This is a genomic window from Dongia sp. agr-C8, from assembly GCF_054658695.1.
This window is the reverse complement of sequence record NZ_BAAGHZ010000001.1, coordinates 213,385-238,337: the sequence shown is the minus strand read 5'-3', so window position 1 is coordinate 238,337 and position 24,953 is coordinate 213,385. Positions and strand designations below refer to the sequence as shown.

Annotated in this window: 27 protein-coding genes; 15 read left to right on the top strand and 12 right to left on the bottom strand. The window is 66.0% G+C overall.

The genetic code is table 11. The annotated features are described in order from the left end of the window. Positions 1-11: 11 nt before the first annotated feature. Entirely contained in the window at positions 12-521 is a 510-nt protein-coding gene (locus tag ACYQ4T_RS01120) for a type III secretion system chaperone family protein (RefSeq protein ID WP_395020484.1), read from the bottom strand. A gap of 263 nt (positions 522-784) precedes the next feature. Next, entirely contained in the window at positions 785-1,642 is an 858-nt protein-coding gene (locus ACYQ4T_RS01115; RefSeq protein ID WP_459850062.1) for a LuxR C-terminal-related transcriptional regulator, read from the bottom strand. 144 nt (positions 1,643-1,786) lie between these two features. Between ACYQ4T_RS01115 and ACYQ4T_RS01110 the strand changes: the two genes are divergently transcribed. Together ACYQ4T_RS01110 and ACYQ4T_RS01105 are read left to right on the top strand one after the other, a co-directional pair. Further along, entirely contained in the window at positions 1,787-3,334 is a 1,548-nt protein-coding gene (locus tag ACYQ4T_RS01110; protein ID WP_459850060.1) for an amino acid permease, read from the top strand. Between the two features lie 75 nt (positions 3,335-3,409). Then, the gene (locus ACYQ4T_RS01105) at positions 3,410-4,180 is read left to right on the top strand and encodes an SDR family NAD(P)-dependent oxidoreductase (protein ID WP_459850058.1); all 771 of its coding nucleotides are present in this window, start codon (positions 3,410-3,412) and stop codon (positions 4,178-4,180) included. Here ACYQ4T_RS01105 and ACYQ4T_RS01100 read toward each other — a convergent pair. From ACYQ4T_RS01100 to ACYQ4T_RS01090, 3 genes are all read right to left on the bottom strand, one after another. Continuing rightward, entirely contained in the window at positions 4,177-4,578 is a 402-nt protein-coding gene (locus tag ACYQ4T_RS01100; RefSeq protein WP_459850056.1) for a hypothetical protein, read from the bottom strand. The genes ACYQ4T_RS01105 and ACYQ4T_RS01100 overlap by 4 nt on opposite strands. Then, positions 4,568-4,828: a hypothetical protein gene (locus tag ACYQ4T_RS01095; RefSeq protein ID WP_459850054.1), complete on the bottom strand. Its 261-nt coding sequence runs from the start codon at positions 4,826-4,828 to the stop codon at positions 4,568-4,570. Before ACYQ4T_RS01095 ends, ACYQ4T_RS01100 begins: the two co-directional genes overlap by 11 nt. Positions 4,829-4,933: 105 nt before the next feature. Next, a complete protein-coding gene (locus ACYQ4T_RS01090) occupies positions 4,934-5,266 on the bottom strand; it encodes an accessory factor UbiK family protein (RefSeq protein WP_459850052.1) in 333 nt (110 codons plus the stop codon). A 128-nt stretch (positions 5,267-5,394) separates the two neighbouring features. On the opposite strand from ACYQ4T_RS01090, the gene lgt reads away from it, so the two are divergent. From lgt to ychF, 8 genes are all read left to right on the top strand, one after another. Continuing rightward, positions 5,395-6,210, top strand: a complete 816-nt coding sequence (lgt, locus tag ACYQ4T_RS01085) for a prolipoprotein diacylglyceryl transferase (RefSeq protein WP_459850050.1) — start codon at positions 5,395-5,397, stop codon at positions 6,208-6,210. Continuing rightward, positions 6,207-7,283: a class I SAM-dependent methyltransferase gene (locus tag ACYQ4T_RS01080; protein WP_459850048.1), complete on the top strand. Its 1,077-nt coding sequence runs from the start codon at positions 6,207-6,209 to the stop codon at positions 7,281-7,283. The genes lgt and ACYQ4T_RS01080 overlap by 4 nt, the downstream gene beginning before the upstream one ends. Then, positions 7,280-8,044: a peptidoglycan editing factor PgeF gene (gene pgeF / locus ACYQ4T_RS01075; protein ID WP_459850046.1), complete on the top strand. Its 765-nt coding sequence runs from the start codon at positions 7,280-7,282 to the stop codon at positions 8,042-8,044. Before ACYQ4T_RS01080 ends, pgeF begins: the two co-directional genes overlap by 4 nt. A gap of 3 nt (positions 8,045-8,047) precedes the next feature. Beyond that, positions 8,048-9,199 (top strand): M24 family metallopeptidase, encoded by a 1,152-nt coding sequence (locus ACYQ4T_RS01070; protein ID WP_459850044.1) that lies wholly within the window; start codon positions 8,048-8,050, stop codon positions 9,197-9,199. 209 nt (positions 9,200-9,408) lie between these two features. Then, positions 9,409-10,341: a ribose-phosphate pyrophosphokinase gene (locus ACYQ4T_RS01065; protein WP_395020495.1), complete on the top strand. Its 933-nt coding sequence runs from the start codon at positions 9,409-9,411 to the stop codon at positions 10,339-10,341. 179 nt (positions 10,342-10,520) lie between these two features. Beyond that, on the top strand, positions 10,521-11,276 hold the full coding sequence (locus tag ACYQ4T_RS01060; RefSeq protein WP_459850042.1) for a 50S ribosomal protein L25/general stress protein Ctc: 756 nt from the start codon (positions 10,521-10,523) through the stop codon (positions 11,274-11,276). 6 nt (positions 11,277-11,282) lie between these two features. Continuing rightward, entirely contained in the window at positions 11,283-11,894 is a 612-nt protein-coding gene (gene pth / locus ACYQ4T_RS01055) for an aminoacyl-tRNA hydrolase (RefSeq protein WP_459850040.1), read from the top strand. Positions 11,895-12,037: 143 nt separating this feature from the next. Continuing rightward, complete coding sequence (gene ychF / locus ACYQ4T_RS01050; protein WP_459850039.1) at positions 12,038-13,141, top strand: redox-regulated ATPase YchF; 1,104 nt, start codon at positions 12,038-12,040, stop codon at positions 13,139-13,141. A gap of 139 nt (positions 13,142-13,280) precedes the next feature. On the opposite strand, the gene ACYQ4T_RS01045 is transcribed toward ychF, so the two are convergent. Next, positions 13,281-14,159, bottom strand: coding sequence for a LysR family transcriptional regulator (locus ACYQ4T_RS01045; RefSeq protein ID WP_459850037.1), 879 nt, complete (start codon positions 14,157-14,159; stop codon positions 13,281-13,283). An 81-nt stretch (positions 14,160-14,240) separates the two neighbouring features. Between ACYQ4T_RS01045 and ACYQ4T_RS01040 the strand changes: the two genes are divergently transcribed. The 3 genes from ACYQ4T_RS01040 (at position 14,241) to ACYQ4T_RS01030 (ending at position 16,317) form a co-directional block, all read left to right on the top strand. After that, complete coding sequence (locus ACYQ4T_RS01040; protein ID WP_459850035.1) at positions 14,241-14,834, top strand: LysE family translocator; 594 nt, start codon at positions 14,241-14,243, stop codon at positions 14,832-14,834. A gap of 80 nt (positions 14,835-14,914) precedes the next feature. Continuing rightward, complete coding sequence (locus tag ACYQ4T_RS01035) at positions 14,915-15,346, top strand: hypothetical protein (protein ID WP_459850033.1); 432 nt, start codon at positions 14,915-14,917, stop codon at positions 15,344-15,346. A 17-nt stretch (positions 15,347-15,363) separates the two neighbouring features. Beyond that, on the top strand, positions 15,364-16,317 hold the full coding sequence (locus ACYQ4T_RS01030; RefSeq protein WP_459850031.1) for a DUF4253 domain-containing protein: 954 nt from the start codon (positions 15,364-15,366) through the stop codon (positions 16,315-16,317). A 3-nt stretch (positions 16,318-16,320) separates the two neighbouring features. Here ACYQ4T_RS01030 and ACYQ4T_RS01025 read toward each other — a convergent pair whose 3' ends face one another. From ACYQ4T_RS01025 to petA, 5 genes are all read right to left on the bottom strand, one after another. Further along, entirely contained in the window at positions 16,321-17,064 is a 744-nt protein-coding gene (locus ACYQ4T_RS01025; protein WP_459850029.1) for a class I SAM-dependent methyltransferase, read from the bottom strand. Further along, entirely contained in the window at positions 17,061-17,924 is an 864-nt protein-coding gene (locus tag ACYQ4T_RS01020; RefSeq protein WP_459850027.1) for a VOC family protein, read from the bottom strand. Before ACYQ4T_RS01020 ends, ACYQ4T_RS01025 begins: the two co-directional genes overlap by 4 nt. An 81-nt stretch (positions 17,925-18,005) precedes the next feature. Further along, positions 18,006-18,800, bottom strand: a complete 795-nt coding sequence (locus ACYQ4T_RS01015; RefSeq protein ID WP_459850025.1) for a cytochrome c1 — start codon at positions 18,798-18,800, stop codon at positions 18,006-18,008. Between the two features lie 4 nt (positions 18,801-18,804). Next, entirely contained in the window at positions 18,805-20,178 is a 1,374-nt protein-coding gene (locus tag ACYQ4T_RS01010) for a cytochrome b (protein WP_459850023.1), read from the bottom strand. A gap of 13 nt (positions 20,179-20,191) precedes the next feature. Then, the gene (petA, locus tag ACYQ4T_RS01005) at positions 20,192-20,779 is read right to left on the bottom strand and encodes a ubiquinol-cytochrome c reductase iron-sulfur subunit (RefSeq protein WP_459850022.1); all 588 of its coding nucleotides are present in this window, start codon (positions 20,777-20,779) and stop codon (positions 20,192-20,194) included. A gap of 304 nt (positions 20,780-21,083) precedes the next feature. Between petA and ACYQ4T_RS01000 the strand changes: the two genes are divergently transcribed. Both ACYQ4T_RS01000 and hemF read left to right on the top strand, forming a co-directional pair. Continuing rightward, positions 21,084-21,557, top strand: coding sequence for a tRNA (cytidine(34)-2'-O)-methyltransferase (locus tag ACYQ4T_RS01000; protein WP_459850020.1), 474 nt, complete (start codon positions 21,084-21,086; stop codon positions 21,555-21,557). After that, positions 21,554-22,414, top strand: a complete 861-nt coding sequence (gene hemF, locus ACYQ4T_RS00995) for an oxygen-dependent coproporphyrinogen oxidase (RefSeq protein ID WP_459850018.1) — start codon at positions 21,554-21,556, stop codon at positions 22,412-22,414. Before ACYQ4T_RS01000 ends, hemF begins: the two co-directional genes overlap by 4 nt. Before the next feature lie 57 nt (positions 22,415-22,471). Here hemF and ACYQ4T_RS00990 read toward each other — a convergent pair whose 3' ends face one another. Beyond that, positions 22,472-24,847: a cadherin-like domain-containing protein gene (locus ACYQ4T_RS00990; RefSeq protein ID WP_459850017.1), complete on the bottom strand. Its 2,376-nt coding sequence runs from the start codon at positions 24,845-24,847 to the stop codon at positions 22,472-22,474. Between the last annotated feature and the right edge of the window lie 106 nt (positions 24,848-24,953).

The window sequence follows — 24,953 nt, the reverse complement described above, 5'->3', positions numbered from 1 at the left end:
CAGAGAAGCTATCAGGCTTCGCCGACAGTCTCCAGCATCGCCGCCTGCATCGCCTCTTCCGGGCGCTTGCCACCCCAGATCACGAACTGGAAGGCCGGATAGTAGCGCTCGCACTCGCAGAGTGCCGCCTCCATCAGGTCCTCGAGCTGCTCGACCGCGACGCCACCGGTCCCGCGCAGCAGGATGGTGTGACGGAACATCGGCGCGCTCTCTTCCGAGCAGAGATCGAAATGGCCGAGCCAGAGCCGCTCGTTGATCATCGACAAGAGCTCGGCGGCTTCGCGTTTCTTGTTGGCCGGGACTTTGAGGTCGAACAGGCTGGAGAAATACATGGCGCCGAGATCGGCTTGCCAGACGAAGAACATCCGGTATTCGCACCATTGACCGGCGATCTCGACGATCATCTCCTCGTCATTCGAGCGGTCGTAACGCCATTCATTGGCGCTGACGAGCTCTTCCATGACGTCGAGGGGATTGGATGTCGGGATCGGGGTCGACTCGGTTCGGAGCGTGGCAGTCATCTAAGCGCCCTCCATGCGTCGGCCACCGGGGAATCGGCGCTGGTGGGGCGCTCGACCCCAGGATTTGATGGTAATTTTGTGACTTCCCACCAGATTTAGAGTCGCAAATAAAAGACTCCCACGCAAGAGTCCTTTTAAGACAATTTAACAAGAGCGAGATTTGGCGCGGGTTTTAGACGTTACGACGACGCGCTCATGTGACGCTTCGGCGGCGTCGACTCCGCTTGATTCTGTTTTGTTCCGCGTCGACGCGGCGTCGACTCCTACTGGAGCATCGAGCGGATGAACTGCGAGAACAGCTCCTGCTGGCTGGAAATGCCGAGCTTGGCGTAGATGCTCTTGCGGTGATTCTTCACCGTGCCCTCGGCGATTTCCAGGCTGCGGGCGATCGAATGGGCCGAATGGCCGCGCAGGATCAGCTGCACCACCATCTGCTCCCGGGGCGAAAGCACCGCCTGGCCGAAGCGCTCGAAGGCGAGTTCCATCAGTTGACCCCGCGTCGACCAGGCCGGCGCCCTTCCCGCCTCCGGCCGGTGGCGGAGGTGCCGCCAATGCCGGGTCATCGCCGCCCGGACCACCGGCTCCACCATCTTCAGGACCGCGATCTCGTCGTCGCTGAACGGCCGGTTGCCGTTGCTGCGCATCAAGGAATAGGTCGCCATGAAGCCGTCGGGGAGCGGGGCCATGAAGCCGATCTCCTCGGCCAGAGATCCGGATTCCATCGAGATGCAGGGATGCACCTCCCAGGAATTGAAGTATTCGCCCTCGAAGAAATGGTCGGGGGCGAGGTCGCGCATCCGGTAGAGGCCCGGCGGGACCCGTTTCACGCAGGCGGTGAAGAAGGGGTCCAGCAGATAGGCGCCCTTCAGATAGGCGTCGAGCGCCGCCCCCGGCGCGTGGCCGCGAAACCCGTCATGCAGATAGAGCGGCTCGGCCTCGTCCGGATAGGCGAACACGACGGAGATATCGTAGGGCACCAGGCGCTCGAGGCTGCGGTCGAGAATTTCGGGGAGCTTCGGGTCGTCGATCGCGTCGATGATCGCCGCGGCATGGCTCTGCCAGCCGGCGACCCGTTCGGAAAGCGCGGCGGGATCGACGATCCCGGCAAGAGCGGCCGTCATTCGATATCCCTTTGGGCGGTATCCCCCTCGCGGGTAGCCCCTTTGGGATATTGCCAGTCGATGACACCCGCCGCAACGTCGCCCCACAGGGTTATTCCAGAGGCGAATCCTGAGCAGATTCGCCCATGCGACAGTGGGGGCAAGATGACGACGCAACCGACCGGCGGCGCCGGCTATACCGAGAGCGACAAGCGCGAGGACGTGAAGGTCCTCCATTCCATGGGTTACGCACAGGAATTGGAACGCCGCATGAGTCGGTTTTCCAACTTCGCGATCAGCTTCTCGATCATCTGCATCCTGTCGGGCGGTATCAATTCCTTGGGCCAGGGAATCTCCGGCGTCGGCGGCGCCGCGATCGGCCTCGGCTGGCCGCTGGGCGTCTTCATCTCCGGCGTGTTCGCGGTCGCCCTGGCGCAGATCTCCTCCGCCTACCCGACCGCCGGCGGCCTCTATCACTGGGGCTCGATCCTCGGCAACCGCGGCTCCGGCTGGCTGACCGCCTGGCTCAACCTCCTGGGGCTGGTGACCGTGCTCGGCGCGATCAACGTCGGCACCTGGACCTTCTTCTACGGCGCCTTCGGCCCGATGCTCGGCCTCGAGATGACCTATACCGAGCAGCTGACCTTCATGATCGTCATCACGGCGAGCCAGGCGCTGATCAACCATCTCGGCATCCGGCTGACCAGCATCCTCACCGATTTCAGCGGCTATCTGATCTTCTTCGGCTCGATCGCGCTCGCCGTCGCACTCTTCGCCTTCGCGCCAAGCTACGACTTCAGCCGGCTCTGGACCTTCAGCAACTACAGCGGCGATGCCGGCGGCGGGGTCTGGCCGCAGACCGACAGCACCGGCTTCCTGTTCCTGCTGGGCCTGTTGCTGCCGATCTACACCATCACGGGCTACGACGCCTCGGCTCATACTTCGGAGGAGACGGTCAAGGCCGCGCATAACGTGCCGCGGGCGATGGTCGGCTCGGTCTGGTGGTCCGGCGTGTTCGGCTGGCTGTTCCTGATCGCGGTGGTGATCGCCATCCCGAACATGGACGAGGCCGCGGGCCAGGGCTGGAATGTGTTCTTCTGGACCATGAGTGTCACTTTGCCGGCGGGGCTGAAGCTGGCGCTCTATGTCGTCATCCTGGTGGCGCAATATCTCTGCGGGCTGGCGACCGTCACCTCGGTCTCGCGGATGATCTTCGCCTTCGCCCGCGACGGCGGCCTGCCGGGGTCCGGCTACCTGAAGACGGTGAGCCCGAAATACCGCACGCCGGTGGCGGCGATCTGGACCGGCGCCGCGCTCGCCGTGTTGTTCACCGCCTATACCTCGCTCTACACCACGATCGTCTCGGTGACGGTGATCTTCCTGTTCCTCTCCTTCACCGTGCCGATCACGCTCGGCCTGATCGCCTACAGGAAGACCTGGACCCAGATGGGGCCCTGGGACATCGGCAACTGGTACCGCTTCTTCGCCGTGCTCTCGATCATCTCCATGGTGCTGATCTTCATCGCCGGCATCCAGCCGCCGAACGACAAGGCGCTGTGGATCACCCTCGGCTTCCTGCTGCTGACCGCGCTGGTCTGGTTCGGCTTCGAACGCCGCCGCTTCCAGGGCCCGCCGATCGGCGAGGAGATCGCCAAGCGCGAGGCCGCGATCCGCGCCGCCGAAAGTGCCGTCGGCGAAACCACCAAGGTCTGACCTTCACTGCGACTCCGCCGGCCGGCACCCCTTCGCCGGCCGGCGGATTTTTTCGGACAAGCTCGGAGAAAGCCCATGAGCGGCAAGCGCCTCGCCGGACGAAGCACCTTGATCTCAGGCGGCGCCAGCGGCTGCGGCGCGGCGGCGGCGCGGCTGTTCGCGGCCGAGGGCGCCAAGGTCGCGATCGTCGATCGCCAGGCCGAGCTCGGCGAGAAGCTGGCCACCGAGATCCGCGCCGGCGGCGGCGCGGCAGTCTTCGCCGAGGCCGATGTGAGCAAAGCCGATGCGGTCAAGGCCGCGGTCGCCAAGGCGACGGAAGCCTTCGGCCCGCCCAGCGTGCTCTTCAACCATGCGGGCTCGATCGTGGTGAAGCCCTTCCTAGAAACCACCGAGGCGGAATACGACTGGCTGATGAACGTCAACGTGCGCTCGATGTTCCTGATGACCCAGGCGGTGCTGCCGGGGATGCTTGCCGCCGGCAAGGGCGCCATCGTCTGCACCTCGTCGATCTCCGCCGTCGCGGCGACGCCGATGGAGGTGCTCTACGACACCACCAAGGGTGCCGTGCACATGTTCGCCCGCGCGATCGCGGTCGAGTATCGCGACCAGGGGATCCGCTGCAACGCGGTCTGCCCCGGCTTCATCAAGACGCCGCATGGCATGCGGGAAGTGGACGCGCTGACGAAATATGGCGTCGACGCCTCGGAAGCGGCGCTGAAGGCGCAGCAAGGCCGGATGTGCGAGCCGGAGGAAGTGGCGAGCGCCGCGCTGTTTCTGCTGAGCGACGAGGCGAGCTTCGTCAACGGCGCCCAGCTCTTCGTCGATAACGGCTTCACCGCCGTCTAGGCGACGTGCCGCCGCGGCAGCTTGAAGACGCGGCGGGCGTCGGCTGAGGCGAGCTCTTCCGGGGCATAGAAGGGCGCGAGGCTGTCCTTCTGGAAGAGATCGGGATTGGCGGCGGCGAAGCCATCCCAGCCGCGATCGCCGCCGAGGGCGATCCGCTCGTTGATCAGGGCCAGGAAGGCGACGGTGATGGTCTCGTGGTAGAGGCCGTTCTTGTCATGCGCCGCGGCGAAGGCCCGGAGGTCCTGGCCGAACCGCGCGATCGCCAGGCCCAGCCCATGCCGCGTGACATAGAGATAGCCGGCGCGCACATGGGCCCGGTGATCGAAGTCGCCGAGCGGCAAGGCGCCGGTGCTGAAGGCCTCGAGGAAGTCATCATCGTCTAGGATTCTATCGGGCATCGCCGATTTCCTTGAGCGTGTGGCTGTCTGCGGCGGTGAGGCTCAGGCCGTAGATCCGCTTCAGCTCCTTGATCTGCTTCAAGGTCTCCTTCTCGAACGGCACCTTGCCGTCGAGGGCATGCAGGCAGACGCCCTCGAGCAGGTCGCCCAAGGAGAGATCCTTCAGCTCCGCCAGGGCCTTCAGCACCTTCAGCAGCCGCTTCTCGATCCTGACCCCGGTTTGAACCCGCTCGATGTCCATGTCCGCCATCTGCTATCTTGGTACATATGTACCATACTGGATGCGAAAGTGCAACCGCGCGAACTCGGCCCGAGATCCGCGGGTCAAGCCCACGGATGACGCTTTGAGGCGGGCTCAGTCCGGCTTGGCGAGGTCGTCCTGCGGCGCTGTGACGCCGGGTTCCGGGGCAGCTTCCGCCGTCACGGATGACGGCGCGGCGGCGATGCCGAGCCGGCCCTCGATCTCGGCCAAGCGGCGCTCCAGCTTGATCTGCTGCTCGCGGGCGGCCTGGGCCACGGATTTCATGGTCTCGAACTCTTCCCGGCTGACCAGGTTCATCCGGCCGAGCAGCCGCTCCAGCTGCTGCTGTACCCGCATTTCGATTTCATGACGCAGGCCCGCCAGCGAACCCAGGGCGCCGCTCGCCGCCTTCGCCATGTCGTCCAGCAATCGATTGTCGGTCTGCATCTCTAAGCCTCTCTGCAAGAGAACGAAAGCGAGCCAAACTTGCTCCGGTTCCTTCCGCCCGATATAACGCCGACAACGAGATTAGCCAACCCGGCCGCCGCGGTCACCAAGCAGAGATCGAAGCGCAGATGAACTTTCCGAATTTCGATCCGGTCGCCATCGCGATCGGCCCGCTGGAGATCCGCTGGTACGCCCTCGCCTATATCGCCGGCATCGTGCTGGCCTGGCGCTACGTGCTCTGGCTGGTGTCGAAGCCGCCGCGCCTGCTCTCCCGCGACAACTGCGACGACCTGGTGACCTGGTGCACCATCGGCATCATCCTCGGCGGGCGATTCGGCCAGGTGCTGCTCTGGGAGCCGCGCTACTACTTCGCCCATCCGTTGGAGATCTTCCAGATCTGGAAGGGCGGCATGGCCTTCCATGGCGGCCTCATCGGCGTGATCCTCGCCATGTTCCTCTATGCCCGGTCGAAGAAGCTGCCGTTCTTCGCCGTCGCCGACCCGATCGCCGCGGCGACGCCGATCGGCCTCTTGCTCGGCCGCATCGCCAACTTCATCAACGGCGAGCTCTGGGGCCGCACCACCGACGTGCCCTGGGGCATCATCTTCCCCGGCGCCGGCCCGCTGCCGCGTCACCCGAGCCAGCTCTACGAAGCGGCATTCGAAGGCGTGCTGCTGTTCATCGCGATGTTCCTGCTGGCGCGGCGCGAGACTGTCCGTACCAAGATCGGTACCCTCTCCGGCGCCTTTCTGATCGGCTATTCGATCGCGCGCATTGTCGGCGAGCAGTTCCGCGAGCCGGAAGTGGCGCTCTCGACCGCGATCACCTGGGGCCAATGGCTGAGCCTGCCGATGTTCCTCCTCGGCGTCTATCTGGTCTGGCGCGCGAAGCCGGTTGCGCCGCGCCCCGCGGCCAGCCCGCCCCAACCGACTCCCGGCCGGTGACGCAGGCGGTCACCGGAAACGTCATCGCGCACGAGCTGCGCCGGCGCATCGCCGCGCGGGGCCATGTCACGGTCGCCGAGTTCATGGAGCTGTCGCTGGGCGCCTACTATGCCGAGCGCGACCCGTTGGGCAGCCGCGGCGATTTCACCACCGCGCCGGAAGTCAGCCAGATGTTCGGCGAGATGATCGGCCTCTGGTGCGTCGATCTATGGTCGCGGATGGGCAAGCCCTCGCCCTTCATCCTGGCCGAGCTCGGCCCCGGCCGCGGCACCCTGATGGCCGATGCGCTGCGGGCCGCGCGGGTTGCGCCCGACTTCCTCGCCGCCGCCGACCTGCACCTGGTCGAGATCAACGCCACGCTGATCGCCGCGCAGAAAGCGGCGCTGCAGGGTTACCGGCCGCAATGGCACAAGAGCTTCGACACGCTGCCGCCCGGCCCGATGATCCTGGTCGCCAACGAGTTCTGGGACGCCCTGCCGATCCATCAGTTCGTCATGACCAGGGCCGGCTGGCAGGAGCGCGTCGTCACGCTGAAGGACGAGGTTTTCGTCTTCGGCGAGGCCAATCCCGGTTCGGAGCGGATCCTGCTGCGCCCGGAGCACGGCAAGGCGACGCTGGGCGAAATCGCCGAGATCTCGCCCGCGGGCCTGCGCCTCGCCGCCGCCCTCGGCCGCCGCTTCGCGCGCAACCCCGGCGCCGCCCTGATCATCGACTACGGCCCGATGCAGAGCGGGCTCGGCGATTCGCTGCAGGCCTTGAAGCAGCATCGCTACCACGATCCCCTGATCGATCCGGGCTGCGCCGACCTGACCGCGCATGTCGACTTCGCCGCTTTGGCCGCGGTCGCGCGCGAGGCGGGCGCCGCAACCCATGGCCCGAAGACGCAGGGCGACTTCCTGCAGGAACTCGGCATCGGCTTGCGCACCCAGACGCTGAAGGCCAAGAGCGACGCCGCGGAATGCGCGGAGATCGATGCGGCGCTCGAGCGCTTGATCGGTGCGGATGGAATGGGCAGTCTCTTCAAAGTGCTGGCTCTGACCTCGCCAGACGCACCGCAACCGGCGGGATTATGATCGAGCTTCCCAACCTCAAGGGCCTGCGCGGCATTCGCCATGGCTTCCTCACCCGGCGCGGCGGTGTCAGCGACGGGCTCTATGCCTCGCTGAATTGCGGCCTCGGCTCCAAGGACGACCAGGCCGCGGTGGTCGAGAACCGCGCGCGGGCCCTGCGCAACGCCGGACTCGCGCCGGACTCGCTCTCCACCGCCTACCAGGTGCACAGCGCCAAGGTCGCGGTCGTGGACGAGGCTTGGGACGAGACGCAGCGCCCGCAGGTGGACGGGCTGGTCACGAAGACGCGGGGCAAGAGCCTCGGCATCCTGACCGCCGACTGCGTGCCGGTGCTGTTCGCCGATCCGGAAGCGGGCGTGATCGGCGCCGCGCATGCCGGCTGGAAGGGCGCCATCGGCGGCGTGCTGCAGGAGACCATCGCCGCAATGGAGCGCCTCGGCGCCGTGCGCGCGCGGATCCAGGCCGGCATCGGCCCGGCGATCGCGCAGAAATCCTACGAGGTCGGGCCGGAATTTCCGCAAGCTTTCATCGACCGCGATCGTGGCAATGCGCGCTTCTTCACCACCTCGGCGCGCTGCCGGCATTTCATGTTCGACCTGGTCGGCTTCGTCGAACAGGAGCTGCGGGGGCTCGGCCTCGAGAGCGTCGCCCGCGCCGGCCACGACACCTGCGCCGAGGCTGACGACTTCTTCAGCTATCGCCGCACCACGCTGGCCAAAGAGCCGGATTACGGCCGGCAGATCTCCCTCATCGGATTGGTTTGAATCATGGCCCTGCATTTCAGCAAGGAAGAACTCAGCAGGCGCCGCGCGGCCTCGATCGCGGCGCTGCAGAAGCGCGGCCTCGACGGGCTGCTGATGTTCCGGCAGGAGAGCATGTACTACCTGACCGGCTACGACACCTTCGGCTATGTCTTTTTCCAGTGCCTCTATCTCGGCGCCGACGGCCGGGTGATGCTGCTGACCCGCGCCCCCGATCTCCGGCAGGCGCAGCACACCTCGGATATCCAGGACATCCGCATCTGGGTCGATGGACCGGAGGCGAGCCCGGCCACCGAGCTCCGCGAAATCCTCAAGAGCTTCGGCTGCAGCGGCAAGCAGCTCGGCGTCGAATGGGAGGCCTATGGCCTGACCGCGCGCAACGGTATGCGGCTGCAGGCGGCGTTCGACGGCTTCGCGACCTTGATCGATGCCTCGGACCTGGTCAGCCGCCAGCGCCTGGTGAAGAGCCCGGCCGAGATCGCCTATGTGCGCAAGGCAGCCGAGCTCTGCGATCTGGCGCTCGACGAGGCGCATCGGATCGCAGCACCCGGCGCCGACGAGGGCGACATCCTCGCGGCCATGCAGTCGGCGATCATCCGCGGCGGCGGCGATGATCCGGCCAACGAGTTCATCATCGGCTCGGGCAACGACGCCCTGCTCTGCCGCTACAAGACCGGCCGGCGCAGGCTGGAGAAACAGGACCAGCTGACGCTGGAATTCGCCGGCGTCTATCGCCACTACCATTCCTGCCTGATGCGCACGATCCCGATCGGCAAGCCGCCGGCGCGCCAGGTCGAGATGCACAAGGTCGCGGTCGATGCGCTGGAAGCCTGCAAGGCGGCGCTGAAGCCCGGCCGCCCGATCGGCGAGGTGTTCGACGCCCATGCCCGCGTGCTGGACGCCGCCGGCTATGCCAAGCACCGGATGAATGCGACCGGCTACAGCCTGGGCGCCGTCTATGCGCCGAACTGGATGGATTGGCCGATGTTCTACCACGGCAACCCCGAACCCGCGGCGCCGGGGCAGGTCTATTTCATCCACCTGATCATCTTCGACAGCGAAGCCGGCCTCGCCATGACCTCCGGCCAGACCGTGCTGGTGACGGAGGGCGCGGCCGAGGTTCTGTCGAAACGATCCACAGGGCTCGTCGTCCGCTGATGCATGGGTTCAACTTTATTTAATATTTCCAAATAGATACATCTCGAACGGCCTGGATTCTTCACCCTTGCCCGGCCGTCATGCCGCTGTTAAATTCCGCGCGCTTTTCGCCCCTGCGGAATCTACGGGTTTGACGCCCACCGGCCGGCTCTTGAGCCGCCGCTGCGGGAAAGCGAAATGCGGGTTCGGCGCGCGCACTAGAGGCAGAGATGAAGATCCTGACGGGCAACAGCAATCGGCCTCTGGCCGAGGCGATCTCTGCCTATCTGAACTTGCCGCTGGTGAATGCCAGCATCCGGCGCTTCTCCGACATGGAAGTCTTCGTGGAGATCCAGGAGAACGTGCGCGGCGAGGACATGTTCGTCGTGCAGCCGACCTCCTTCCCGACCAACGACAACCTGATGGAGCTGCTGGTCATCCTCGACGCGCTGAAGCGCAGCTCCGCCCGCCGCATCACCGCGGTCGTTCCCTATTACGGCTATGCCCGCCAGGACCGGAAGTCCGGCCCGCGCACGCCGATCTCGGCCAAGCTGGTCGCCAATCTCATCACCACTGCCGGTGCGGATCGCGTGCTGACCGTCGATCTCCATGCCGGGCAGATCCAGGGCTTCTTCGACATCCCGACCGACAACCTGTTTGCCGCGCCGGTCCTGATCAAGGACATCAAGGAGCGCTTCCCGGGCAACAACCTGACCATCGTGAGCCCCGATGTCGGCGGCGTGGTGCGCGCCCGCGCGATCGCGAAAAGGCTCGACGCCGATCTCGCCATCATCGACAAGCGCCGCGAGCGCGCCGGCGTCTCCGAAGTCATGCACATCATCGGCGAAGTCGCCGGCACCCGGTGCATCCTGGTCGATGACATCGTCGATTCCGCCGGCACGCTCTGCAATGCCGCGGTCGCATTGAAGGAAGCCGGCGCCGAGTCGGTTTCCGCCTACACCACGCATGGCGTGCTCTCCGGCGGCGCGGTGGCCCGCGTCTCGGCCTCGCCGCTGCAGAGCCTGGTGATCACCGACAGCATCCAGGCGACCGAGGCGGTGCGCGTCTCGCAGACCGTGCGCCAGCTTTCGATCGCGCCGCTGCTGGCCGAGGCGATGTCCCGGATCAGCGGCGAGAAATCGGTCAGCTCGCTTTTTGATTAGAAATTCGCGCGCAGTTATTTGAATAATCGGCACGTGGCCGCCCCACCAACCCCACGTGCCGATTAAAGGAAGAGTACAGAGTTTGGTGGGATTGAAAATCCGGTCGGCACCCCTGGAGGCCACCGGTCTTCACGCGAATGGTTCGCGTGGGGGTATTGCGAAGCCTGAAGGAGAAACTCATGGCCGCAGCAATCGAAAGCGTGACCGCGGAACTCCGCGACCGCGCCGGAAAGGGGGCCGCCCGTGAATCCCGTCGTAACGGTCGTGTCCCCGCCGTCATCTATGGCGACAAGAAGGAGCCGACGCTGATCTCGTTGGACCCGAAGGAGATCGACCGCCACATCCACAAGAAAACCTTTTACGCGACCCTGCTCGACGTCGACGTGAAGGGCACCAAGCATCGCGTGCTGCCGCGCGACGTGCAGTTTGATCCCGTCACGGATCGCACCCTGCATGTGGACTTCCAGCGCATCGGCAAGGACACCAAGGTGCATGTCAACGTGCCGGTGGTGGTGCGCAACGAAGCCGCCAGCCCGGGCATCAAGCGCGGCGGCGTGCTGAACATCGTGCGCCACGAAATCGAGTTCATCTGCTCGCCGGAAGCGATCCCGCAGGCGATCGAGGTCGATCTGACCGGCCTCGAGATCGGCGGCTCGATCCACATCCACGCGGTGAAGCTGCCGGAGAATGCGCAGCTGGCCGTGCGTGAACGCGACTTCACGGTGGTTTCGATCGGCGCCCCGACCGGCCTCAAGGCCGAGCAGCAGGAAGCGGCGGAAAAGGCCGCTGCGGCTGCCGCGGCTCCGGCTGCCGGTGCTGCGGCTCCGGCCGCGGGTGGCGCGGCTCCGGCTGCCGGCGCTGCGGCTCCGGCCGCGGGTGCTGCCGGCGGCAAGGCTGCGGCTCCGGCCGCGAAGGCCCCGGCTGCGAAGAAGTAGTATTGCATGCGGTTGCTGGTCGGCCTGGGCAATCCTGGCCCGCGCTACGCCGGCAACCGCCACAATATCGGTTTCATGGCGGTGGACTCGATTGTCCGCCGCCATTCTTTTTCCGCGATCCGCGAGCGCTTCCACGGACTCACCGCCGAGGGCACGATCGACGGCGAGAAGGTCCTGGCGCTCGCCCCGCAGACCTTCATGAACGATTCCGGCCGCGCGGTGCAGGCCGCCATGACCTTCTACAAGCTGCAACCCGCGGACATCATCGTCCTCTATGACGAGATCGATCTCCCGCTCGGCAAGGTGCGGGTGAAGCGCGGTGGCGGCGCCGGCGGGCATAACGGCATCCGCTCGATCGACGCGCATATCGGCGCGGATTACTGGCGGGTCCGGATGGGGGTCGATCACCCCGGCCAGAAGGAGCTGGTGAAGTCCTACGTGTTGATGGACTTCTTCAAGGAAGAGCAAGCCACGGTCCAGGCGATGCTCGATGCCGTCGCGGAGGCGATCCCGCTGATGATCGCCGGCGATGACGGCCGCTTCATGAACAAGGTCAACCTGGCCGTCAACCCGCCACCCCCTAAGAAGAACCCTGCGGATCCCAAGGCCGAAGCCTAGCGGCCCCGTTTTGTTCCGGACGGCGCCGGTTTGCCGCGCCTGGACAGAGCGGCCGCTTTCTGTCATCACCGCGCGGCGCGCGGCGGGTCGCTTGATCCCGGCGTTCCGCGCATTTGTTCAAGCTTTCCCGGGACTTCACGACGATGGGTTTCAACTGCGGCATCGTCGGCCTGCCGAATGTCGGCAAGTCGACCCTGTTCAACGCGCTCACCTCGACCGCCGCCGCCCAGGCCGCGAATTACCCCTTCTGCACCATCGAGCCCAATGTCGGGCGGGTCGCGGTGCCCGATGAGCGGCTGGACAAGCTCGCCGTGGCGGCGAAGTCGGCGAAGATCATCGCCACCCAGCTGGAATTCGTCGATATCGCCGGCCTGGTGCGCGGCGCCTCCAAGGGCGAAGGCCTCGGCAACCAGTTCCTCGCCAACATCCGCGAGGTCGATGCCATCGTGCATGTGCTGCGCTGCTTCGAGGGCGAGGTCACGCATGTCGAAGGTTCGGTCGATCCCATCCGCGACGCCGAGACGGTCGAGACCGAGCTGATGCTGGCCGACCTCGAAGGCCTGGAGAAGCGCGCGGACGCCGCCGCCAAGAAGGCCAAGGGCGGCGACAAGGAAGCGAAGGCGCTGCTCGACGTCATGACGCCGGCGCTGGAAGCCTTGCGCGCCGGCAAGCCCGCCCGCAGCATCATCCCCAACCTGACCCCCGAGCAGCGGCCGGTCCTGAAGCAGATGCAGCTGCTGACCGGCAAGCCGGTGCTCTATGCCTGCAACGTCGATGAGGGCGCGGCCGCGACCGGCAATGCGCTTTCCGAGAAGGTCGCCACCTGGGCCAAGGCGCAGGGCGCACCGACCGTGGTGATCTCCGCCGCGATCGAGGCCGAAGTGGCGCAGCTGACCGATGCCGCGGAACAGGCGGAGTTCCTCTCGACCCTCGGCCTCAAGGAGACAGGCCTCAGCCGCGTCATCCGTGCCGGCTACCAGCTCCTCGACCTCATCACCTTCTTCACCGTCGGTCCGAAGGAGGCGCATGCCTGGACCGTGCGGCGCGGGGCGAAGGCGCCGGAAGCGGCCGGCGTCATCCACACCGATTTCGAGCGCGGCTTCATCCGCGCCGAGACCATCGCCTACGAGGATTTCATCGCCTGCGGCGGCGAGACCGCCGCCAAGGAAGCCGGCAAGATGCGGGCCGAGGGCAAGGAATACGTCGTGCAGGACGGCGACATCTTCAATTTCAGGTTCAACGTCTGATTTTCAGCACCGTCACCCGCGGACTTGATCCGCGGGTCTCGTGCGGTCGCTTCGAGCACTTCCCGGAGACAGATGCCCGGGTCCACGGGAGCGCATGTCCGCATTCGCGGACGGGGCCCGGGCATGACGAGCTTGGAAGCTACGCATACCGCCGCTCGAAGCCTTCTCGGATGTGGCGCGCCAATTCCTGCGCGACCGGGCTCATGCCGCTCGGTGACGTTCGCAGGCTGATCAGGTGCTGCGAGAGCTTCGGCAAGCTGCCATCGTCAATCACGTCGAGCCGCTCCGGCACGGTACGCGACAAGAAAGCCGCGATCGCCATGTCGGCTTCCAGCGTGGCGAAGACCGGCTCGAGGCTGCCCACCTGGCAGATCGCCCGCCATTCGATCCCGGCCTTGGTCAAGGCCTGCACCGCCGAGGCACGGAAGGCGCAGGTCTCGTTGCCGAGCGCCACCGGCAGGGGGCGCCGGCTCTGCGCATCGCCGCCCTTGGCGCCGACCCAGACCAGTCGGTCGGTCAGCAGGCGGTGATCGCGGGCGCCGAGCTTCGATTCCGTGAGCAGGGTGAGATCGATCGCGCCGTCGAGCAGCTGGGCGGCCAGGCTCTTGCTGGTGTCGCTGACCAGGGTCACCAGCACGTTGGGATGGGCCTGGCGGAAGACGCGCAGGATCGGCGGCATCAGCATGGCGACGAGGTCATGCGGCACACCGAGCCGTACCTCGCCGGAGAATTCCGCCGCGCGCATCTCGTTGACGATCTCGTCGTTGAGCGCGATCAGGCGCTGCGCCCGCACCATCAGCCGCTCGCCCTCGCGGGTCAAGCGCATGAGATCCGCGTCGCGGCGGAACAGCAGGCAGTCGAACAATGTCTCCAGCCGCTTGATCTGCTGGCTGACCGCACCCTGGCTGAGGTTCACCACTCGGGCGGCGGTGGTCATGCGTCCGGTATCCGCGACCGCCACAAAGGCGCGGAGCAGCCGCACGTCGATGTCGCGCAAGGCTTCCATATTAAGACCCATAATAGGATCATTCAGAACAATTCGTTTTTCTAATGGAGATCGCGAGGCTATTCAACCCCCGGCATCGAACGGGGAGCTGCGATGAACTGGACGGCGATCGGTCTTTTCCTGGTGGCGGCGGTGGCTTTGTTGGGCTCGCCGGGCCCCGGCATCGCGGCCTTGCTCGCGGTGACACGCGGCGGAGGCTTGCGCGCGGGGCTGCGCTATTACGCCGGGCTGCAAGTGGGGCTCGCCTTGGCCGCGGGGATCAGCGCCGCCGGGCTGTTCTCGCTGCTGGCCGCCTTCCCGGTGCTGCTGAAGGCGGCGACGGTCGCGGCGGTGCTTTATCTTATCTGGCTCGCCTGGAAGATCGGCTCGGCGCCGGTCGCGGCGGCGGGCGAAGCCGCCGTCTCGCCCTCACCCCTGGGCGGGTTCTTGCTGGGCATCACCAACCCCAAGGCCTATCTCGCCTTCGCCTCGCTGATGGCTTCGACCACTTTGGTCGGCGGCGGGACTGCGGCGGACGCCGTGCTGAAGTGGGCGCTGATCGTCGGCGTGATTCTGGTCGTCGATATCGCCTGGGTGCTGCTGGGCGCGCTGCTGCATCGCGCCAGCCTGCCGCCGCGGGTCGAACGGGCGATGAATATCGGCTTCGCCGCGACGATTCTCGCCGCCGCGGTCCCGGCGCTCGCCTAGACCGGGCGCGGCGCCCGCAGCATAATCGAGGTTCGTCCGGCTGCAGCCTCTCCTTCATCCGTGGTGCGATGCGCAGAGCGATGATTCCCCTGGCGCTGGGCGCCGGCCTGCTGGGCGGCTGCAGCGTGCTCGGCAATGTCTACAGCGTGCAGAACCACATCGCCTGTCCGCCGATGACCGATGCCGAATTGCGCGCCGAGTTGCGGCGCGATGCCGAGGGAATCTCGCGGCTGGTCGGCCGGCCGGTGCAGCCGTTCCACGAGGACGCCGAGGGCCTGGTGCTCAACATCCGAGTCCCGAACAAGGCTCCCGCTTCGTTCTGGTACGGCCCGCAGCCGGTCGATGTGCGCATGTCAACTTACGGCCAGGAACTCTTCATCGCGGTGCATAAAGCCAATGACGCCGTCGAGGACGAGACGGTGCGCGAGGTCCAGGCTGCGGTCGAGAAGGTCATCGCCGGATCGCGCTGCCGGATCACGAGCTCTTCGGTCTCGCAGTTCGACCCAATCTAGGCTTCATCCTCCGGCGCTTGTTCAGGGCCGCGCTTCCCGCATACCCTGGCACCTGGCAACCTTCAGCGGCGTTCTGCATGCGACGACGGGAAATGCTGCTCACCGGCCTTGCCGCGATCGCCGCCGCGGGGTACCGGATTGATCGCGCCACGGGAGACAATGCATTGCCGTCGCCAGAAGAATTGAAGCGCCGCGCCGAGGAATGGCGACGACTGGCTCTGGCGAGTTTTCCTTATCCGCGGGTCGAATGCCCCGGGGCTGAGGCCGAAGCCCGCTGGGAAGAGCTGAAGCGGTCCGGCAAAGGGACCCCGGTCGTCATCGGCGACGAAGATTCGATCGTCACGATGATGCAAATGCTCGAGCCGGCGACGGAAGCATGGCCGGGACCGCGCCCGGCCCAGGAGATCCTGTCGGCAGCCGCCGGCATTCGCTTTCCCGAGGACCTGCGCGCCTATAACGAGGCGCAGTGGCACAAGGCGATGGCCGCCATCGCGGAAGCCAAGAAGAAGAAACCAACGATCGAGCTCACGCCGGACACGGTCTATCGGGAGCCCGTGGCCCCGCTCGGCAAATGGCCCGCGGAAGCGCCGGAAATGCCCGGGCTGTCGGTCGCGACCGATCTCCGCGCACCGCTGCCGGTGGTATCGATCGCCTTGATCCCGACCTCGGACTGGACCGAGATCCCGGCCTATCTCAACTGGGGCGCCTGGAACGCCTGCCCGCCGCCGGAATTCCACGTCGCCGCGTTCCGGCAGTGGCGGGATTGTTACGGTGTCGAGCTGGTCGGCATGAGCTTCGATACGCTGAACCTGCGCGGCGCCCGCCCGCCGAAGAGCCGCGAGGAAGCGCTGGCGCTCGCGCAGGGCCAGTATCTCTACTGCAACGATCTGGTGGAACAGGGTGCCGGCGACCTTTCCGCCCTGGCCGCGGCGCTGATGGCGAGCGATTGGTGGTACTTCTGGTGGGACTAGCCGCTACGGCAGCCGCGCGACGATGACGATCTCGCGCGCGTCCGGGGTGAAGGGCTGGCAGGCGTAGTCGCCGTAGCAATGCTCGACCGCGAGGGCGGCCGGCATCATGGCGTCCCAGATCTCCTCCGTCGAAGAGAAGCGCAGCCGGAAATCCGAACGCAGACGCTTGCCGCTTGAGAGGATGCGGTAATGCTCCTCGACATCGAGGATGCGATCGGGATTCATGCGGGCGTCGTTCCAGATCTCGACCGGGCCGTATGCGACGGTCTCCTGTACACGGAAAGACTGGTCCGGTCCCCATTCCAACCATTCCCGCTTCGCCGGGTTGCGGCTCTCGAAGGCGAACCGGCCGCCCGGCGCGAGATGCGCGGCGGCGGTGCGGAACAAGGCGACCTGGTCGGCATCGCTGAGAAAGGCCTGGAAGGCATTCCCGGTCATGATGACCAGGTCGAATTTGCGGTCGAGGCGGACGCTGCGTGCGTCGCCCTCCCGCCATTCCACCCGCTCGTCGCGGGTCTTGCGGCGGGCGACGTCCAGCATGGGAGTCGCCGGATCCACGCCGACGCCGCTGCCGCCGATCGCCTGCAGGATGCCGCGGGTCAGCAGGCCGGTGCCGCAGCCGAGATCCAGCAAGGTCTTCGCGCCGCTGCGCAAGGCGAGGTCGCGGTAGAAGTCGGAGCTCGCGTCCCAGACATTCTCGTCGTCGTAGAGGGCGGCGAGCTCCGGCTGGTTGTAGTGGTCGCTCACAACTGCACGAACTCGATGATGCAGCCGTTGGCGACTTCGGGCGGAACCAGGCAGCCCTTGCCGGTCTTCTCCACCGGCACGTGGCGGTCCTTGAGGAAATCGCGGCAGCGGGCCTTGTCGGCGACCTCGATCTTCATCGCGGCGACCCAAGGCGTATCATGCTCGGGCAGCGGCAGCAGCGCGTCGTAGAGCGTGCGCAGCGACTTCGGGGTCACGAAGCGCAAAGCGCCGGCACCGGTATCGACCACGGTCATCGCGTCGGAGACCTGGATCCGGTCGGGACCGAACAGCGGCAGGTAGCCGATCACGGTGCGGACCGGGTCCTCGGTCACCACCGTGACCGAGATCAGCCGCCGCGCGCGGTTGGCATGGCGCAGCCATTCGGGACGGCGGATCAGGCCCGGCGTCAAATGATGGGTGATGAAGGCGTTGAGGCCGGGCGTCGTCTCGCGGTCGAGATAGAGCAGCTCGAATTCCGGCAGCACCTCGCCCTCGGGCAGCTCCAGCTTGCGCTTCAAGCCCTTCGGCCCTTCGAAGACGACGCCCGAGTCTTTCAGCGCCTCGGCGCATTCGCGCGGGTTGTCGGTACCGAAGGCAACGCCCATCAAGCCTTCGCGCTTCTTCAGGAAGCCGTCCAGGTTGTTTAGGAACTGGCTGGGATCGACCACCCCCAGGAGTTCGATATAGCCGCTCTCCAGCATGATGCAGTAGTTGCCGGTGCCCCAGCCGATATGGCGGCCGCGCGGGGTGCAGGTGAAACCGAGCGTTTCCCAGGCGCCGCGCGCCGCCTCGAGGTCGCGCACGCCGACCAGCGTGTGATCGATGCCGGTGATGACGTCAGCGGCATGATCGAACTTCATGCTTCCCCCAAAAAGAAACCGCCCCCGAAGCAGTCCGGCATCGGGGGCGGCTGGAACAATGGCACGGGCAACGCCGGCCGGTCAGTGGATTCTCGACCAGATCTTCCGCTTGGCCGCGTAGAACAGCAGCGTGAACACGACCAGGAACAGCACCGCCTTCAGGCCCGTGAGATGCCGCGATTCCAGGTTCGGCTCTCCGGCCCAGGTGAGGAAGACGGCGACGTCTTCGGACAGGTGCTCGAGATCGTTCGGCGCGCCGTCGGCATAGGTCACGGCGCCGTCGGAGATCGGCTGCGGCATCGCGATCTGATGGCCGATGAAGCCCTCGTTATAGTTCATCCCTTCCTGCAGCTTGAAGTCGGCGGGCGGCTCCTTGTAGCCCGTCAGGATGCCATGGATGTAGTCGGCGCCCTCATAGCCGAGGAAGCCCTTGCCGGCGCGCGAGCGGGCGATCAGCGAGAGGTCGGGCGGCAGCGCGCCGTTGTTGGCGGCACGCGCGGCCTGCTCGTTGGGGAACGGCGCCTTGAAGGCATCCGACGGCTTGCCCGGCCGCTCGAACATCTCGCCGGCGTCGTTCGGCCCGTCCATCACCTGCACCGAGGCCGCGATCTCCTTCACCTCGTCCTCGGAGAACCCGATGGTCTCAAGGTTGCGATAGGCGAGCAGGTTCATCGAGTGGCAGGCCGAGCAGACGTCCTTGTAGACCTGGAAGCCGCGCTTCAACTGCGCCTGGTCGAACTTGCCGAAGAAGCCCTGGAACGACCAGTTCCCCTTCTCGACCTCAATTTCCTCGTGCGGCGAGGCGGCGATGAAGAGGACGGCAACCACCGCCGCGACGACGGCCATGCCGTTCAGAAGGATCGAACGCTTCTTCATGATCTTACGCCTTCCCCTTCGCCGCAGCCGGTTGCTGCAACGCGCCTTCGCTCTTGCCCTCCAGTACCGCCTGGCTGATCGACAGCGGCAGCGGCTTCGTGCGCTCGAAGATCGAGAGCAGCGGCAGGATCACCAGGAAAAAGGCGAAATAGTAGACGGTCGCGATCTGTCCCAGGAAAATGATCTGGATGCCGAAGTGGCCGCCCGCGAAGCTGACCGGCCAGAGCGCCTCGACCGATTCGACCTGCCCCTCTGCCGCCTGGATTTCCGGCGTCACGATGGTGAACTCCAGCGGCCGCCAGAAGTTCGCCGGCGCGTACTTGCCGCAGAACATCAGGATCGCGCAGACGAAGACCAGGGTCCAGAAGAAGCGCTTGAAGGCCGGCCGATAGGCGCCCGAGCGCACCGGCGAGCGGTCGAGCCAGGGCAGGACGAACAGCACCGCGATCGAGGCGCCCATGGCGAGCACGCCGGTGAGCTTGTCCGGGATCGAGCGCAGGATCGCGTAGAACGGCAGGAAGTACCATTCCGGGACGATATGCTGCGGGGTCGAGAGCGGATTCGCCGGGATGAAGTTGTCGGGGTCGCCCAGCGCCATCGGCGCGTAGAACACCCAGAAGGCATAGAACAGCATGAAGACGCCGAGCCCGTACATGTCCTTCACCGTGTAATACGGGTGGAACGGGATCGAGTCCTGCGGGCCCTTCATGTCGATGCCGGTCGGGTTGTTCGAGCCGAAGCGGTGCAGCGCGAGCACGTGCACCACCACTACGCCCAGGATCACGAAGGGCAGCAGATAGTGCAGCGAGAAGAAGCGGTTCAGGGTCGGGTTGTCGACCGCGAAGCCGCCCCAGAGCAGGGTCACGATGCTGTCGCCGACCACCGGTATCGCCGAGAACAGGTTGGTGATGACGGTGGCGCCCCAGAAGCTCATCTGGCCCCAGGGCAGCACATAGCCCATGAAGGCGGTCGCCATCATGAGCAGCAGGATCAGCACGCCGATGATCCAGAGCAGCTCGCGCGGCGCCTTGTAGGATCCGTAGTAGATGCCGCGGAAGATGTGGATATAGACCGCGATGAAGAACATCGAGGCGCCGTTCATATGGAGATAGCGCAGCATCCATCCATAATTGACGTCGCGCATGATGCGCTCGACCGAGTTGAAGGCATGGTCGACGTGCGGCGTGTATTGCATCGCGAGGAAGATGCCGGTCGCGATCATGACCATCAGCATGAAGCCGGCGATCGAGCCGAAATTCCACCAATAGCTCAGGTTCTTCGGGGTCGGATAGTCGTTCGCCTCGTGCTGCAGGTAGGAGAAGACCGGCAGGCGATGGTCGATCCAGCGAATGACGGGGTTCTTGAAAACGGCGGCCATGTTCGCTGTCCCCTCAGCCGATCTTCACGTTGGTGTCGTTGGTGAAAGCGTAGAGCGGCACTTCGAGGTCGAGGGGCGCTGGGCCCTTCCGGATGCGGCCCGACGTGTCGTATTGCGAGCCGTGGCAGGGGCAGTACCAGCCGCCGTATTCGCCGCGCGGGTCCGACGCCTTCTGCCCCAGCGGCACGCAGCCCAAGTGGGTGCAAACGCCGACCAGGATCAGCCATTCCGGCTTCTGGACACGGCTGGCGTCGGTCTGCGGATCCTTGAGGCCGGCCGGGTTGGAAAGGATGGTCTTCGGGTTGGCGGGATCGACCTCGGGGTCGTCCTTCTTCGCGGCGGCGATCTCCTCCGGGGTGCGGTGGCGGATGAAGACCGGCTTGCCGCGCCACTTGACGGTGATCGCCTGCCCGACCTGGACGCCGGAGATATCGACCTCGATCGAGGACAGGGCCAGCACGTCGCCCGACGGGTTCAAGCTGCTGATGAAGGGCCAGGCGACCGCGAGGCCACCGAAGGCCGCGGCCGATGCCGACATCAGATAAAGGAAGTCGCGGCGCGTCCCACCCGCGCCCTGCGCCGATTGCGCGTGATCCGCCATATGCACTGCCCTCGTCCCGAACCCGCATCGCCGATGACGGCGAAACGCCGACCGGTGCGGGCCTGCAAAAAACCCAAAGATCTGGAAGGGTTATAACATCGGTCCGACCGCCGGATGGCCGCGGGATTTGCGACAAAGCGCCGCAGAAATCGCTAGCAATATCAACCACTCAGGCAGGCGGAACCGGTCGCTTCCCCGCCGATCCCGGGCATGGGTATAAAGGAAATCCGACGGGTTGCAAAGCGCGGCATTCTCCCACTTCCAGGGGGTATCGCGCCCCGAACCGCCCCAACAAGGACCCCCCATGCGGCTTGCCCTCTACCAGCCGGATATCCCGCAGAACACCGGCGCCATGTTGCGGCTGGCCGCCTGTTTCGGCCTCAGCGTCGATGTCATCCTGCCGGCCGGCTTCGTCTTCGACGACAAGCGGATGCGACGGGCGGGCATGGACTATATCGACCAGGTGGAGATCGCCCGACACCCGTCCTGGGAGAGCTATCTCGAGTCGCGAAACGATGCGAGCGGAAGGCTGGTGCTGCTGACCACCAAGGGCGAGCGCGCCTATACCGATTTCGCCTTCGGCCCCGAGGACACGCTGCTGGTCGGGCGGGAGAGCAGCGGCGTGCCGGCCGAGGTGGCCGCGGCGGCCGATGCGCGGCTGGTCATCCCGATGCGGCCGGGCTTGCGCAGCCTCAACGTCGCCATGGCGGCGGCGATCGTGGCCGGCGAGGCGATGCGGCAACTCCGCGAAACTAAGACGGCGCGCAGGGCATCATGAGCGAATATCCGGGCGATCACCGCGAACAGGCGGCGGGCTGGTTTCGGGCCCTGCGCGACGGCATCTGCAAAGAGTTCGAAAGGCTGGAAGACGAGCTGACGGGTAGCGATCGCCCGGCCGGGCGATTCGAGCGCAAGCAATGGACGCGACCCGACCCGGAAGCGGGCGAAGGCGGCGGCGGCGAGATGTCGATCATGCGCGGCCGCGTGTTCGAGAAAGTGGGCGTCAACATCTCGACCGTGCACGGCACCTTCAGCCCGGAGTTCCGCAAGTCGATCCCCGGTGCTTCGGGCGATGGGAAGTTCTGGGCGAGCGGCATCAGCCTGGTCGCGCATATGCATTCGCCGCTGGTGCCGGCGGTGCATATGAACACGCGGCATATCGTGACCTCGACCGCCTGGTTCGGCGGCGGCGCGGATTTGACGCCGACCTTTCCCGATGCGGAAGACACGGCCGCATTCCACGCCGCGCTCAAAGGCGCCTGCGAAGCCAGCCCGGCGGGCGACTATCCGCGCTTCAAGAAATGGTGCGACGAATATTTCTACCTGCCGCATCGCGACGAGCCGCGCGGGGTCGGCGGCATCTTCTACGACAACCTCAACACCGGATTTTGGCAGGCCGATCTCGGCCTCACCAAGGCGGTCGGCGAGGCCTTCCTCGCGGCCTATCCGAAGATCGTGCGCCGGCACATGCAGCAGCCTTGGACGCCGGAGCAACGCCACGCGTTGCTGATCAAGCGCGGCCGCTATGTCGAGTTCAACCTGATCTACGACCGCGGCACTTTGTTCGGGCTGAAGACCGGCGGCAATACGGAAGCGATCTTGATGTCCCTGCCGCCGGAAGTGATCTGGCCGTAAACAAAATCCCCGCGCCTCGCGGCGCGGGGATGATGCAAGCCGTCGAGGTCGCCGGCCTTACGGCGCGTCCTGGTTCAGGTGGACGTTGGCGACATTGGCGGCCTGGACCATGACATAGGCGTCGGTCGTGGTCGGGTCGCCGCCGGTCGTCTCGTGGGCGAAGACGTGATAACCGTTCACGTCGACGCCGGTATCAGTCCAGCTACCGCCGTCCTTGCTGATCGAGAGATAGAGCTGGTCCACGGCGTCGCCGTCGATGCGAACCGCATCCTTCTCGCTGGTGAACAGGCCGCCCGGCGTGATCGTGTGGTCGGAGAGCGCATTCACCTGCGACGCGCCGATGGTCACCTTTTGCGCGCCCGCGCCGCCGTCGGCGGCCGCCGTCGAGATGGTCTCGATGCCGTCGAAATGCGTGAGGTTGGTGGTGACGAAGTTGACGTTGTGATCGCTGGCGAAGACGTCGCCGCGGGTGGCGGCGGTGGCGAGGTCGTTGCTCTTGGCGATCGAATCGCCGCCGCCCTGCACGACGTCGCCGTTGTGGTAGATCACGGTGTCGTCGCCGTCGCCGCCGAAGATCAGGTCCTTGCCGCCCTTGCCGTCGATCTTGTCGCCGGCGCCGCCGCTGACGATGATCTCATGGGCCGTGGTGCCGGTGAGATCGCCGCCGTCCTGGTTGTTGACTGTGGCCGTCGCCTTGCTGCCGTCGGTAACGGTGTAGTCGAAGCTGCCGCCGAGGGTGGCATTGTCCTTGAATTCGATGGTGCCATCCTGGCCCGCGCCGAAGACATGGGTGAGCGTCGAGTATCCGGTGCCGCTGGTGGCGTCCGAGACGTCCTCGGTGCTGGCATCCTTGTCGTTGGCGAGCACCGCCCATTCCGGAATGGTGAAGGCCCCGTTCTCGCCGACATTGGTGAGCACGACGTCGTTGACCGCATCCACCGCGTCGGCCTTGCCGGTGATCTCCAGGACCACGTCCTTGCCGCTGGTGCCGCCGTGCTCGTCGGTGATGGTGAACTTGATGGTGAAGCTCGCCATCTCGCCGGGCGAGAGATAGTCGTACTTGCCGACGGTGTCGAACTGCAGCTTCTTGAGGACCGGGTCGTAGCTCACGCCATCCGGCAGCGTGTCCGGGTCCACCGTGATCGTGAACTTGGTGTCATCGGGATCGGCGATGACCCAGTTCAGCTCCGCCCCGTGGTTCGGGGTATCCTCGTTGAAGTTGGTCTTGAAGAAGCCGGTGGTCCATTCCGGCAGGGCGTCGACATAGAGATTCACCGTCGCCGTGCTGGTGCCGCCGTTGCCGTCATCCGCCTCGTAGGTGAAGGAGTCCTTGCCGAAGTAGCCGGCATTCGGCGTGTAGGTGAAGCTGCCGTCGGCATTGACGGTCACCGTGCCATGGGCCGGATCCGTGACCTTCGACGCCGTCAGCGCGTCGCCATCCACGTCGGTGTCGTTCTTGAGGACGCCGTTGGCAGCGGTCACCACCAGCGGCATATCCTTGATCGCGAGGTAGCTGTCGTTGTTCGCAACCGGGTCGTCGTTCACCGGGTTGACGGTGATGCTGACGGTCGCGGTGGTGGTGCCGCCTTTGCCGTCGCTGGCGTCGTAGGTGAAGCTGTCGGGGCCGTTGTAGTCCTTGTCCGGGGTGTAGGTGAAGCTGCCGTCGGGATTGACCACGACGCTGCCATGCGCCCCCTGGGTGAAGGCGGTGACCGTCAGCGGGTCGCCGTCCGGATCGGTGTCGTTGCTCAGGACGCCGGTGCCGGCGGGAACGGTGAGCTTCACATCCTCGTCGGTGCTGTAGGCGTCGTCGCTCGTCAGCGGCGCGACATTGAGCGGCGCGAGGCCGAACAGCTTGAACAGCGTGCCGGTCTGGTCGACGGTGCCGCCGCCGAGGCCATCGGTGCCGTCCTGGGCGCCGGCGCCCTGGAACCCGCCGAGCCCGCCGCCCGGACCGAATAGCGAGAAGAACCCGCCGGTGTTGTCGGCGCCCTGCCCCTGCGGGCCGGCAGCCGGACCGGCCGCGGTCTGGATGTCGATGTTGGGGTCGGTCGAGGCGAGGATGGTCGCGATGTCGAGCGTTTGGCCGTTGGCGGCCTCGATCACCGGCGCGGCCTGGCCGGCGGCTTCGACATAGCCCTGCAGGATGACGGTGACGTCACCGACCTTGATCGCGAGGTTGCCGTTGTCGATCCGCGCCAGGAACTGCGCGTCGGCGGGGAACGGGAGTTGCACCACCTCGCCCGGCGCCACCGGTATGCGGACGATGTTTTCGCCCTGGGGGATCACCACCTGGGCAGCGTCGAACGGGCGCACCAGGGCATCGGCATAGGGCGTCCCGCTGGATGGGACGGCTGCGATCTGTGTGTCGCCGGTGGCCGAGCCGGCCAACATATCGCTCGTCTCGGTCTCGAAAATCAGATCGTTGTCCATGCGAAAGCCTCCAGCTGAAACCGGCGGCCGTATGCGGGCGGCGCACCACTCACCCTTAGATGAGAGCGCCTTATCGATGGATCGATCGCGCCCCTGACAGAGGTCA